This window comes from Gilliamella sp. Nev5-1 (assembly GCF_001690895.1).
GTDB classification, from domain to species: domain Bacteria; phylum Pseudomonadota; class Gammaproteobacteria; order Enterobacterales; family Orbaceae; genus Gilliamella; species Gilliamella apicola_C.
Genome location: NZ_LZHO01000008.1, coordinates 46,272 through 58,910, shown reverse-complemented (window position 1 = coordinate 58,910; position 12,639 = coordinate 46,272). Strand labels below are relative to the sequence as shown.

The 12,639-nt window shown below is 35.1% G+C and carries 15 protein-coding genes, 1 tRNA gene and 1 pseudogene; 3 read left to right on the top strand and 14 right to left on the bottom strand.

Annotation, left to right across the window (positions count from 1 at the left end; all coding sequences use genetic code 11):
* From A9G41_RS01490 to A9G41_RS01475, 5 genes are all read right to left on the bottom strand, one after another.
* A partial coding sequence (locus A9G41_RS01490) for a primase-helicase zinc-binding domain-containing protein (protein WP_075539218.1) occupies window positions 1–1,804 on the bottom strand: 1,804 nt, incomplete at its 3' end.
* Between the two features lie 4 nt (window positions 1,805–1,808).
* Window positions 1,809–1,931, bottom strand: coding sequence for a hypothetical protein (locus A9G41_RS14610; protein ID WP_255307307.1), 123 nt, complete (start codon window positions 1,929–1,931; stop codon window positions 1,809–1,811).
* Window positions 1,918–2,139 carry a hypothetical protein gene (locus tag A9G41_RS01485; protein ID WP_065582854.1) on the bottom strand — a complete coding sequence of 74 codons (222 nt, stop codon included), beginning with the start codon at window positions 2,137–2,139 and terminating at the stop codon, window positions 1,918–1,920. The genes A9G41_RS14610 and A9G41_RS01485 overlap by 14 nt, the downstream gene beginning before the upstream one ends.
* Window positions 2,132–2,365, bottom strand: coding sequence for a hypothetical protein (locus A9G41_RS01480; protein ID WP_065582853.1), 234 nt, complete (start codon window positions 2,363–2,365; stop codon window positions 2,132–2,134). Before A9G41_RS01480 ends, A9G41_RS01485 begins: the two co-directional genes overlap by 8 nt.
* Window positions 2,355–2,972 carry a host cell division inhibitor Icd-like protein gene (locus A9G41_RS01475; RefSeq protein ID WP_065582852.1) on the bottom strand — a complete coding sequence of 206 codons (618 nt, stop codon included), beginning with the start codon at window positions 2,970–2,972 and terminating at the stop codon, window positions 2,355–2,357. The genes A9G41_RS01480 and A9G41_RS01475 overlap by 11 nt, the downstream gene beginning before the upstream one ends.
* A gap of 130 nt (window positions 2,973–3,102) precedes the next feature.
* Between A9G41_RS01475 and A9G41_RS14150 the strand changes: the two genes are divergently transcribed.
* Window positions 3,103–3,276: a hypothetical protein gene (locus tag A9G41_RS14150; protein ID WP_176700243.1), complete on the top strand. Its 174-nt coding sequence runs from the start codon at window positions 3,103–3,105 to the stop codon at window positions 3,274–3,276.
* A gap of 304 nt (window positions 3,277–3,580) precedes the next feature.
* On the opposite strand, the gene A9G41_RS01470 is transcribed toward A9G41_RS14150, so the two are convergent.
* The 4 genes from A9G41_RS01470 to A9G41_RS01455 all read right to left on the bottom strand — a co-directional run bounded on the left by A9G41_RS01470 (window position 3,581) and on the right by A9G41_RS01455 (window position 6,277).
* On the bottom strand, window positions 3,581–4,342 hold the full coding sequence (locus tag A9G41_RS01470) for an antA/AntB antirepressor family protein (protein ID WP_065582851.1): 762 nt from the start codon (window positions 4,340–4,342) through the stop codon (window positions 3,581–3,583).
* Window positions 4,343–4,442: 100 nt separating this feature from the next.
* Window positions 4,443–4,856 carry a hypothetical protein gene (locus A9G41_RS01465; RefSeq protein WP_065582850.1) on the bottom strand — a complete coding sequence of 138 codons (414 nt, stop codon included), beginning with the start codon at window positions 4,854–4,856 and terminating at the stop codon, window positions 4,443–4,445.
* Window positions 4,856–5,056: a helix-turn-helix transcriptional regulator gene (locus A9G41_RS01460; RefSeq protein ID WP_065582849.1), complete on the bottom strand. Its 201-nt coding sequence runs from the start codon at window positions 5,054–5,056 to the stop codon at window positions 4,856–4,858. Before A9G41_RS01460 ends, A9G41_RS01465 begins: the two co-directional genes overlap by 1 nt.
* 204 nt (window positions 5,057–5,260) lie before the next feature.
* Window positions 5,261–6,277 carry a hypothetical protein gene (locus tag A9G41_RS01455; RefSeq protein WP_034914933.1) on the bottom strand — a complete coding sequence of 339 codons (1,017 nt, stop codon included), beginning with the start codon at window positions 6,275–6,277 and terminating at the stop codon, window positions 5,261–5,263.
* A gap of 185 nt (window positions 6,278–6,462) precedes the next feature.
* On the opposite strand from A9G41_RS01455, the gene A9G41_RS13320 reads away from it, so the two are divergent.
* Together A9G41_RS13320 and A9G41_RS13315 are read left to right on the top strand one after the other, a co-directional pair.
* A complete protein-coding gene (locus A9G41_RS13320) occupies window positions 6,463–6,861 on the top strand; it encodes a phage baseplate protein (RefSeq protein ID WP_082259599.1) in 399 nt (132 codons plus the stop codon).
* A 27-nt stretch (window positions 6,862–6,888) separates the two neighbouring features.
* Window positions 6,889–7,191: pseudogene (locus tag A9G41_RS13315) on the top strand (phage baseplate protein); the annotation flags it as partial.
* Window positions 7,192–7,432: 241 nt separating this feature from the next.
* On the opposite strand, the gene A9G41_RS01445 reads toward A9G41_RS13315, so the two are convergent.
* The 5 genes from A9G41_RS01445 to secF all read right to left on the bottom strand — a co-directional run bounded on the left by A9G41_RS01445 (window position 7,433) and on the right by secF (window position 12,632).
* Window positions 7,433–8,428, bottom strand: coding sequence for an Abi family protein (locus A9G41_RS01445; protein WP_065582847.1), 996 nt, complete (start codon window positions 8,426–8,428; stop codon window positions 7,433–7,435).
* Between the two features lie 417 nt (window positions 8,429–8,845).
* Window positions 8,846–9,244, bottom strand: a complete 399-nt coding sequence (locus tag A9G41_RS01440) for a terminase small subunit (RefSeq protein WP_065582846.1) — start codon at window positions 9,242–9,244, stop codon at window positions 8,846–8,848.
* Window positions 9,245–10,003: 759 nt separating this feature from the next.
* Complete coding sequence (locus A9G41_RS01435) at window positions 10,004–11,254, bottom strand: integrase domain-containing protein (protein ID WP_075539219.1); 1,251 nt, start codon at window positions 11,252–11,254, stop codon at window positions 10,004–10,006.
* Between the two features lie 184 nt (window positions 11,255–11,438).
* Window positions 11,439–11,514 (bottom strand) — tRNA-Ala (locus A9G41_RS01430).
* A gap of 125 nt (window positions 11,515–11,639) precedes the next feature.
* Window positions 11,640–12,632 (bottom strand): protein translocase subunit SecF, encoded by a 993-nt coding sequence (gene secF, locus A9G41_RS01425; protein WP_065566199.1) that lies wholly within the window; start codon window positions 12,630–12,632, stop codon window positions 11,640–11,642.
* Window positions 12,633–12,639: the final 7 nt, after the last annotated feature.

Here is a 12,639-nt window from a genome sequence, read left to right as displayed (position 1 = left end):
CTACCGCAGGGATTTTACAAGAATAGGGTTGCTTGTGTTTTGGGTCTATTGCGACTTCATCACCGCCAGTAATCGCTTTTAATCCTGCACCACTACCCATATAACGCGGTTGGTCGGGTAATATGACTAATGAGTAACCCACGATTAAGGCTCTGTCCCTTGCCTTTTCTAATGCGTCCATAGTGCCTATTACAGTATTGTTTTTACCTGATAACATCGTCGCAATTTCAGCAAAAACACTTTTACCGCTACCGCCTGCGCCTGTAACCTCTAAGAATAATTGCCAGTCATGACGATTAGCCAATATCATATATAGCGCAGCTAAGATATTTTTAGCCTTATCTTGATTGCCTGATGCTCTTTTTAGCCATTTAGCGAAGTTTGGCGCGTGAGTATCAAAAGATTCATTTTCTTTGACAGGGTAGTAATCAATATCATTACTGACTAATAGCCAATCTTGCTTATTGTGAGGTCTAAAGGTTTGGCTTTTTAGCTCATATACGCCATTTTTAAAGCAGATTAAATCTTTCTGAGGTGTTCCCATTATAGGCAGTGATAACCTGAGCGATTCAACCGCTGAGCTAATTCGCATAGGGTTAAATGGCTCGCCTGATTGAGTGAATAAATCGGCTAGCGTTCGCATTAACAGTTTATCGCTTATAGGTTGCCATGCGTTATCTTGATAGTGATAGATTTCATCGGTAGTAAGATTAATCGCAAGGTTATTATCATAATATTGATTGAGCAGTTCGGCGCGTTGGCTTGATGCCATTTGCGATAGGTTCATGCTTGATAACTCGTTTTGCATGTTAAGTTTTGTCACGGTTGGTAACTCTGGTTTTATGAGGTTTTTATTAAAATGAGCCGAAGCGTTATCACTTCCAAATTGTTGTCTATAATCATCCCAATCACATTTATAATCTGTATCAGGTACTGAGTAATAACCATCTACCGCTTGAGACGCTTCTATTGCTTTAGCTAAGCCCGTATTCGGGCTTTGACCAATATCGTTATCACCTGCGATAATGATTTTAGTAGTAGGATTTAGTTCACGAATAGACTTAGCTACATGAATAAGATTGCCTGCGTCAATGGCAGATATAACAATAGACTGTTGGCGGAATTCCGCTATCGATATCCCTGTGGCTAAACCCTCACAGATAATAATTTCATTGTGTGCGAGCAAATTTGCGCACACCTCGGCAGGTCGGCTCAATATTGAGCGCACTAATATAAAAGCACTTTTCTTATTTGAGTTTTTCATTAAGTGCTTACTGCCGTCAGGCTCGATAAATTGACCACCTGCGTATTCATTATGAAGATTCAGCATAGGCACAAAAATGCGCCCGTTATCTAACAAGGGTAAATCAAAGGTTAACCCTTTCTTGGTCAGGTATTGAGATTGCCCTAATGTTGCTTTAGATAGCAAATACTCGACCCTTTTACATACGGGATTATCTGGTATGTTATCATTATGTAATTGTTCAGAATCTATTTTTCTAAATACGAGATTTTCCCGTATTTTGTTATTCTGATTAGAAAGATTTAAACACTCCACTACTTTACTCGATGCTTCTTTAGCGTCGCATTGACAATAGTTTTTGATAAGCTCTAAGCCGTCACCACTACCGCACTGGTTACAGATATAAGTACCTCTACCATTTTGGTTATCAAATCTAAATCTATCCTTACCTCCACAGACAGGGCAAGGGCAATGTTTGCCATTACCCACCTCAATACCTAATGATTGAAAGATATAATCCCATTTACCTACGGCTTGGGCTGTAATTTCGTTGATTTTCATATTTTTAGCCCTTAGTTTGTTCCATGTCTAGTAGCTCAAATTGAGCCACTAAAATATAAAATCGCCTAACTTCGGGTGGTAATCGTTTGGTATCGTCATCGTTATGGACAAAATCAAACTCTTTCATTCTTTGCCTCCTTGCGCTCGGTTTCGCTTCTAAATAGCTTTTTAGAATCGTTAATTAAGTCTGATACAGCATCAAGGGCATAGGAGCGTAATTCTTCGTTAATTGGCGTGTTTGAATCACAATCAGCCATTAAAAGCGTGGTGATAGCGTTAGCTTGTCCTAGTCTTGTATTGATAGTATTAATTGCGTCCAATGAGATATTAGCCATTATTATTATCCTCTGTTAACCCGTACTCTTGTAACTCATCAAAAGCTTGCTCTACTAAATCAACGATAACCCATAGTAAATTACTCATGTCGGCTTGTTCGATAAAAGGCTCGTCATATCCTGCGCACTTATAGTTAGTGTTATCTAAGGCAATTTTAGCCATGCTCCGAACTTGAATAAGTTTTGTTTCGATGTTATTTAATATCTGAAAGTTATTATTGCCCATAGTGATAACCTCCAAAGCTTTTAGTGTCTTCAATAACTGGATATAAGCGAATTCTGGCAATAAAGATAAGGGATGATTTGCCTAGGCTCTTGCGTGCTTGGCGTTCGGTTGTTGCCGTTATTTGGACTACTTGAGCCGTTGATAGGTCATAGAATTTATATAGTTTTTGAGTGGATATAATAGGGGTAGGGATCGTAGTCATAGTGACAGCCTCCAAGTAATGATTTACATAACCACCGCTAGAGGTTCCAATCTCGTTGGCGGTGACGTTAGCAGGGTTGGAACTACTGGTTACTTGGTGACCCAGCCATCCTTTCGGATGCCCCACTAACGCCACCATAGAAGAAATATTGATAAATAGGTGTGCGCAAGCATTGACACAAAAAAAGACGCTTTGGGCGTCATGTGTCGCCAAGTAACTGTTCAGGGTTCCAATCCTGACCTTAGATTTTGCTAAGGCGTTATCAATATAGCCCGAATGATTGAGATTGTGCAAGTGTTTTTTACTTGATTTAATATCTGCTTGATAGAGATTTAAAACAGAAATTAAATTAAATAGGTCGGGTTGCCCATTTTTAGGGCGTAGGGTATCATTACTATTAGCCATAGCATTACTCCATTTAATGTTTGTGGTTAGATAGCTTATTGAGGCGTGAACTCTCTGGGCTATTGTTTTTTGGGGCGCGACCATTATAATGGTCGTCACCGTGTAATTATAATAATATCTGGTAATTACCATGTCAACACCAAAAGAAAAAAGATCACCACAATACCAAATGCGATTAACCGAAGAATTTCGGCAACAGTTAGAAGAAGAAGCTATGAAAGATGGCGATACTAGCTTGGCTACTTGGATTAAAAGAGTTTTAAGAAAAGAATTACAATCACGAGGAATTATACCTAAAGCATAATAATTAAGTTTCTTGTGGTTTCTTTTTATGGACTCAAGAAACCTACTTTTAAAATTCAACCCCATGCAATGATTAGTACGCATTAAAAAAACGGTTTTCATTGCGTACTTAGTGCGTACTTTTACACTGGTTTCCACTGAAATAGGCTTTTTTGACTGAAAACTAGAATTATTGCCAACCAAGAAGAATGATTTCACCTTTTGGATGGCGTTAATCCCATCAAAACAGCAATTTAAGCGATTATTTAGGGCTTGAGTATATTGCCCTATTGCTAGGGCGTTAAATGGGTGTGTAGTCATCATAATTAAGCCACCTTACCCAATAACCGAATCATGTAGCTTTGTGATAACTTGATGAGTTCTGCTTTTCGTTTTTCATAATTCCAACCCATATCTATTAACGTGATATTGGATTTCTCAAGGTAAGCTAAGTGATTAAGCTGTTCTTCAGTGATATGGTCGCGAATATCACCCGTGAGATTATGAGCTTTTCGGTAAGCCTTTGCTGTCATGCCAAGTACAATACGATTAATCATATCAAATTCATTAGTATAGTGATGTGGCTTGGTCTCCTTGCCTAGGGATAATCGTTGTATAGTTAAAGCGTCACACATAGGACGGCTATAATCTGCGACTTCTAAACGCGCTTTTAATCGATTAAGTGCTTTCTTTTGGATTGCTGGAGCGATTTCTTTAAGGTGTTCTTCACAACGTATAAAGTACTTTCTTATTGCTCGTCCTTTCTCGTTATTTTCAATCATTGCTAATTCTTTAGCGGTTCCGATTGTAAGGATGTAATCTGTACTTTTACGATCTCCACCTCGCTTAGTTGTCCATTTTATTTGCTGTTCATTATTTGTACTTTGATTCCTGAATTCTGATGAATCAAAGATTAAAAAATCATCATTTTTAATAAGTCCATATTCTTTTATTCTTCCCTTTATCCATGTTGAAAAATCATTTCCTACTTTTAAGTAATTATGTAAAGCCTTTGCGCTAACTGTTTGCTGTAATTTGCCGTTTAATTGTGTTTCGGTTACTGGTACTAAATTATTAAAATCTGTCATAAGTATTACTCCTAACGTGTCGAAAAATCCCTCTTTTAGCTAAATTTAGGCAAAGGGATACCGTCGGCTCAAAAATGAGCTTTGCTATAAAATCAATTAATTAAGCTGCTTTGCTTGGGTAAAGTGCTAAAATTTGGCTGATATCTGATTCAGTTAATAAGCTATTTTCATAACTAAGAATCAGATTAACCACCTTTTGAGCATCTTCCTTATTGGCTAGGTAATAGCGATAGTGTGAGCCTATTCCGTCGGTATTAGGTTCATCCATGCGCTTTAATGTGATGCCTAACTTTCTTTCTAGCTCTGAACAGTAATTTCTACCACTAGAAAGCCTACAGGTGAGCAATATCTCATTTTCGGTAATACCATTGTCACCAGTACACGCAATTAATAGGTAAGCTCTCGGCTTTTTGGGTAGCTTTTTATAATCAGATTGGCTATGATTGGAAGCGTCAAGATTCCAATGCAAGCCCTCGATTATTTCGCGATATAGAGGGTTTTGTTTTATCACCATTATGCTACCTCGCGACGTTCTACTCTGCGAGATTCAAGCCAAGAATAAATCTCATCAGCTCGATAGCCAACACGGCGTAAACCGATTCTAATTTTTTGCGGAAAAGTTTTATCTTTCTTCTCTAGCGTGTAAAGGCTGGTGTCAGATTTGAAATGTAGTAAGTTTTTTACTTCTTGTTTGGAAAGGATTTGGTTTGTCATTAGTTATATTCTCCTGTATCTAAAAGATGCTATAAGAATATAACTGTATAAACAAACATGCATTACATTAAATATTAAAATTTCCCATTTAATAAAATGGGAAAAAACCTAATAAATTAGCTGATTAACTATCAATAACTAAGCATTGAATACCGCTATATATTAAAATGATATAATTCCCATTTTACTAAATTAGTTTCCATTTTATTCAGAAAATTCTTGCCATTCATCTGGTATAACCAACTCAAAATCATTATTATTTGTAACGGAGGGTTTACCTATTTTGATTTCATATAACCAATTTGAAATGGTTTTTTCGGTTGGTGGATTTGTAGCATTAAAATCATTAGCAATTTTAGAGAGTATTTTTCTGGATAAGGAGACTACTTTACAATGTGGAAATTTTTCTCTTGTTAATAAAGCTGTTTCAATAGCAAATGGCTTGTAAAAATTTTCGGGTTTTCTCATTATTTTAACATTTGCTTTGTTTTCACCAGAGTCTATTACATCTCCCCAACGTATGAAAGATGGGCATAAGCCCAGTTCATCAATAAATAAATCAGGTAAGAATTCGTTATTTGCGGATTGTAGTAAAATGATATCTTCTGTCGAAATAAGTAATTCATTAGCATTAAAAATAAACTCATTGTCACCCCTAATTTTTAAATAGTAATCAAAAATTTCATCCATGTCGCCAATTTTGGTCATTGGCAGTAGGGTTTGAATAGAAACTTCATGAGGAGTGAACCCTTTTTTATTTCCACATGTACGCATGTTTTGTCTTAATTGCAACCAATGGCTAAATCTTTTAATTCGCCAAATCCCGTAAGCTTTACCAAAGTATGTTGCTCTAAAAAGTCTCGGGAAATTATCGGGTTTTATCTTGTCTGGTGTTTCAATAAGATAGTCATACTTACGTGGGTGTGGGTAGCGACTAGCTCTTCCTAAAATATTGGTAGTAAATTGCCCCAATACCCTAATACTATTTTCAATTTTATTGACATTATTAAATTTTTCTATGAATGTTTCACATTGTTCGTTATATTCTTTTTTCTTTGCACAAAAACACAAAGAACATTCAAGCTTATTAACGAAAGCATACAAAGCAATCATCCCCTCACTATTCCAAAATAAAAAATCATCTACATCACAATCTAGAATTCTAGCGGCTCTTTCTAGTTTAACAAATGGAATTGGTGGTAATTTTGGATTCAATGCCATACGCCCCTCACGCCCCTAATAGATATTTGCGCCAGTTCGCTAGGGTTGCGAATGTTCGGGGATCAGCCTAGACGCAAATAATACATTAATATACAGTTAGGTACATTATAGCACTGTGTTTATATACATGGAATTAATTATGATAAAATTACAGGATTAAAATAATACTTAGAGGTTATAGAAAAATGGCGTTTAAATCTATATTAAATAAATCATCAAATAATTTTGGGTTAATTATCAGTGATAATTTCACGTTTAATCTTGATATCAACACTGTTGAACAACACACATCAAAATTAAGAGTAACGGAAAACCCAATTGAAAATGGGGCTAATATTGCGGACCACGCAGTATTAGACCCGAAAGAAGTGACGGTGTACGGGTTAGTTGTCAGTTATGAGCCTAAAGCTAATTCGATTGAGCGGATGACAGGTTATAATTTTGAGGAATACCCTGCGCCAATGAAAATTAGCCCAATCACTGAACAAGCGGAAAAAATGATTCAGCGTTATTATGCATCCATAAATGAAACAAAAGAGAAAGTCAAAAATCAAGTTGTGGCTGATTTTTTACTTGACTACTAATCTCCATTTTTAAACAGCTCATCATCAGATCGTATTGCTGATGCTCATGAAAAACTGTTAGCAATACAGCGAAGCGGTGAGCCTGTCACACTACAGACTAACACACGGCAGTATAAAAACATGATACTTACGTCTGTTGGGCTTACTCAAAAGCAAAACACAAGTGGTGAATTTGTTTTAACGTTTCGTGAAATTTTCATAGTTGAAACGCAAATTGCTAACGGTTTTAAAATGTCTAAGCCGAAAGTTAGAAATCTAGGCAGAACTCAGCCAAGGGAAGTCACTGATGAAGAAAAAAAGGCTATTTTAGCAAGTTTAGCAAATAGGTAAGTTTTTAGCTGTCTTCATAATGAAGATAACTGCCTTTTGAACCTTAATCGGGTATGGTTTACTTAAGCAATGGTTTCCATTTTTCTGTGAAAGCAAGCATTAGCAATTATTACCGCTTTTGCTTAGATTAGTATCCATTAATTTAAAGTAGTTTCACTGGATACCTGAATGGATACCTATATAAGTACTAGTAATTATATAAATGAAATTTGTTTTAGATGTGAGATTTTATTGAGATAAATTATGTAGTTTGCTGTTTATACAATTTTAGCAAATTATTTATGCCAATTAAGCTTCCATTATTAAACCCCATTTGAGAATATTTAACAGCGTTAACATAATAAGGATCATTTATATGATTTACAATTGTTTCTAACCAATCTGAATGCTCTGAAATACGTAATGTAAAACTCCAAATCATATAAATAATTCCTGCTATTCTATATAGTTCAGGGCTATCATTATTTAAATTAGCGACATTTAGATCTAAATTATCAAACATTTCTAAATTAATTTTATTATTTGACACGGAGGTATTCCATAACCGAACGTGGTGAGCACACCTATTTCTAATGATATTTAAATATTCTAATGATGTCTTAAGTGATAATTTCACATTTTTGCTATTTGGTCTGAGAAATTTCATCGATTTACATATAGCAACTTTATATTTATCATCAAGGATTCCATAAAATTTAGACATTGTTCCAAAATTCCATATTTCGACAATAGCCCATATAGGAATTTCGTTATACTTTTCTATATTCCATTTTATACAATCATTAGATTTATTTTTATCTATTAAAATATTTAAATTATTTAACCAATTATCATGTTTGTCATGTGAATTATTATCTATTATTTTTTTATCTTTATATGCAGTTGGTGAAATTTTTCCTAACTCATAAGCAATAATCGCTTTTAAATATGTTTCTATTCGTTCCAGCCCCAAAAAAATAATATTTCTAAGCTTAACATCAAACAAATATAGCTTATAGATATTGCTGAATAGAGTATTTTCTATAAAATTTTCATTTCTTCGTGATTCAAGTTTATCAGAAGGCGGTGGGATTTTTAATTTTCGAAAAGGGTACCAATAACCCGATAACCTATAATATCCAACATTGGCCAACTTCTTTTGGGCTTGTTTGCGGTCTAAATCAGAGAAAATCATCCCCCGATTTTCTAACTTTATTAGCTGATCTTCATATGAAAGATGTGGTTTTAAGTTAGCCATAAAATATTATGTAGTAGAAAAAAGAAAGCCCCAAACGTATCAAGTTTTAGGCATTAATCAAAATTAAAGATTAACGACCAAAAAATGTAGAGGTATAAAGGGGCACTGTTAGGAGCTAGTATAATTATTTTTTGTAACATGTCTACTAATGTTTATTGACCTTTATTGACGCTTAACATGAAAGAGTTTTCTAAAAACACTATATGTAGTTATTTTTACATAAAAGCTAAGTAGATATTGTGTTTTCAATAAAATTAATCTTAGTTTTGATTGCTCATTTTTCAATCTAATTAATAATAAACTCTTAAACCACCTTTTATCTTTTTATTGAAGAAATTGTATTTAGTTCTCATTAATTAAACGGATTTTAAGATATTTAAATTCCATAAGTAGTAGCTAATTTGGAGCAGGGGGATTTCAGGCGGTTAAATCCTTTGGTGATGGCGATACTAGTTCTATGCGCACTGGTTTAGATTTGGCTATAATGCTACTACCCATAGATTGATGATCTAATGTCTGCTTTTCAGAATAACCATGATTAGCAAGCATCAATTTAGCAATACTCGCGTTAAACTCACCCTTTAAGCCTTTATTAATTAACTCGACTTCTTGGCGTGCTTTGATAAGTTCTAACATGTCCTTAAATTCTTCGCTTGAACTCGCATAATTATATAAACTTGACCTTGAACAGTTAGCATATAAAGCCAGTCCAGCCATAGAGGGAATGATTTCGCCATTTTTGATATAGCCCTGTTTATGCAAATACTCTTGCCCTAGTTTTAACATGTCCTTTATCTTTGATTTTCGCCCTGCCATATTACCACCTAACTTACTAATAATAAGGCTATTATAATCCAATAAGGCGAATTATTAGATTGCTTTCTAACGTGTCCAAAAATTCACTAAACCAACCAAGAGGAGGGGGGAGTAAATTCCTACGACCTTATACGCTCTAAACCGCCTACCCTCCTTTTTATGCAAAACCGCGAATTGAAATAATTTTTTTGACTGCTATTACTAAATGGGTAACCATAAATAGCTATGGTTGAGTAATTCAATTTAATAAACCTGCTGGCTTTTTAGCAGATTGCAAATGTAATACCTGTATGGTGGAAATCACCATAGAGCATTTATTCTTTTCCTCTAATAATAGCCCTAGATCAACCTTAAAATCATCCTAGCTTAACATTATGATTAATAATTATTTTATTTTAATAAAATAATAACGTTATATAAATATATTTATATTTCAATTGGTTAATTACAGGATCAGGATTATTTTAAGAATGTGTATAGTAGTGAACACTAGTGAATACTAGTGAACACCAAAAAATATATATAATAAGTATATAATATATTGATATATATAAATTAATATTAGGTTGGTGAATAGTAGTGAACACTTTATATTAAAAGTTTAAGATTATGGGGAGGTAAGCATAAAAACAACTTAATAATTGGTATAGGTAAAGGATGACATTTAAAAAAGCACCCCTCAGATATGAGGAGTGGTTATTATGGAGAATTGAAGTGAATAACCCAAATATGGGGCACGGTATGAATAGCGTGATATGGTTAATGATTAACTAGCTTTAAATTGCGGTTACCTGATAGTGAGACATTTCCTTGGCTTGCTTGCTCGACAAAGTCACCCCACCAATCAAGCATGATTCTACGTTGTTCTAGGTAAGTAGCTCGGTTATAAGCTCGCCTTACGCTATTGATATCGACGTGTGCAAGTGCTGCCTCAATAATATTAGGGTCAAATCCCTGCTCGTTTAATACTGTACTAGCTAAGGCTCGTAATCCATGTGCGACTAGTTTGTTTTTATACCCCATTCGTTTTATTGCCATGTTAGCAGTACTACTATTCATCGGGGTTGTATAAGGCGGTTTCATGCTTGGGAAAATATGCTCTCTATGCCCACTTATAGGCTTCATAATTGATAATATAGCCATAGCCTGCTTATTGAGTGTAATAGTATGCTCTCGCCTCATTTTCATTTTTTCGGCAGGAATAACCCATAAGCAATTGTCTAGATCAATCTCTTGCCATTTTGCCCCTACCGCTTCATTTGGGCGTGTCATTGTTAATAATTGCCATTCAATCAAGCAACGCGTTTGTAATTCGATTCTGGCCATAGCAAGGGATTGCATAAATTGGGGCAGCTCTTGCGCGTTTATTGTTGGCATTTGCCCTTTTATAGGGCTTTCAAAAGCATCTTTTATCTTGGCTGCTGGGTTAGCATCAATCAAGCCTATATTCACCGCATAAAACATAATCTCATTGATACGTTGGCAAAGTCTTTTAATTGTTTCTAATTTACCATTAGCTCTTAGTGACTCCATGGCCTTAATAAATTCTTTTGCTTTTAATTTAAAGATTGATTTATCACCAATATAAGGAAATAAATGTAACTCTAACGATTCCCACGTTCTTTTTAAGGTGCTTTCAGTTAGTCCTTTGCCACTTTTAACTTTAAACCAATCAGCGGCTACCTTTTTAAAGGTGCTAGTAATTTCGTCATGCTTACGTTGTTCTTGTTCTGCTTTGTGCTCTTGAGGATCTACACCTTGCTTTATTAATTCTCGCGCTTCATCTCGTTGTTTTCGCGCTTGCTGTAGTGAAACCTCAGGATAACTACCGAAGCTAATTAATGCGCCCTTTTTGGTATATGGACGCGTATACTTAAAACGCCAGATTTTAGAATTATTCGATTTAACTAAGAGATACATACCACCGCCATCAAATAAAGAGTAATCTTTATCTCTTGGTTTGGTGGCTTTTATTTGGGTGTCTATTAATGGGTGCGTTTTCCTTGCCATAACTATTTTAGGTATACGATATATAAGTATACTGCGCCCGTATAACCTAAGCATATACCTAAAAAATTTGGTTGTAAATGTACCTTAATGATACTTACTGGATAATAAAATTGCTTTTAAGGCTTGTTGTTATTGGGTTTAGTGTACTTTAATGGGCTTTAAAGAATGTTACTGTTTATTGAATTGGTGGAGCCAAGGGGGATCGAACCCCTGACCTCAACGCTGCCAGCGTTGCGCTCTCCCAGCTGAGCTATGGCCCCAAAAGAAAGGGATAAAACTGTGGCTAATAATATGCAACTAAATGGTAGGTGTCAATCAATTTGGTATCATTTGTTTTAAAAATAGTCTAATGAAACTCTGCCAATTAATGGCAGAGTTTAAACAATTAGCGTAATATTGAAGGTTGATCAGCTCCTTCTGCTTCAATTTTTGGTGGCATAAAGTGTTCTCTTTTTACGCCTAATTTAAGTGACATATAAGCCGCCACATAAATTGATGAGATGGTACCAAGCACAATACCCACCCCTAATGTTTCAGAAAATCCTTTTAACATTGAACCACCAAAGATATATAGAATAATCACCACAACAAGTGTTGTCCCAGATGTCATTAAAGTACGATGCAACGTTTGCGTTAATGAGATATTAATTACATCATAAGGTTCTGCACGGCGTATCTTTCTAAAATTTTCACGAATTCTATCAAAGACAACAATAGTATCGTTGAGTGAATAACCAATAATGGATAACATTGCAGCAATAATCGTTAAATCTAATTCTCGTTCAAATAGTGATAGATAACCTGCAGTAATGACGACATCATGCGCTAAAGCAACAACCGCTCCAGTACCAAATCGCCACTCAAAACGGAATGCAATATAGATTAAAATACAAACTAATGCGGCACAGATTGCCAAAATACCATCTTGAGCAAGTTCAGCGCCAACAGTTGGACCTACAAATTCAATACGTTTGATTTGAGCATCTGCATCAATATCTTTATGTATTAAATTGGAAATTTTTGTACCTAGCGCATTATCAATAGCCGATGAGGTATTGTCTTCTTGCTTAGCCGAAGGTAACCGAATGATGATATCTTTACTACTACCGTAATATTGTACTATCGGCTCATGATAGCCTGCATCGCGTAAACTATTACGAATATCATCAAGATTAACATTTTTTGTTACGGTAAGCTCGACTGTTGTTCCGCCAGTGAAGTCTTGCCCTAGATTGAATCCTTTAACAAAAATAACGACAAAAGACGCTACAACTAAGAGCATAGAAATAACAAAAGCAACGAAGCCAAATTTTAAAAAGTCGAGGACTCTGCGACCATGATTTAATTCTCTAACATCATGATTTTCTTTTTTATTAATAATCACA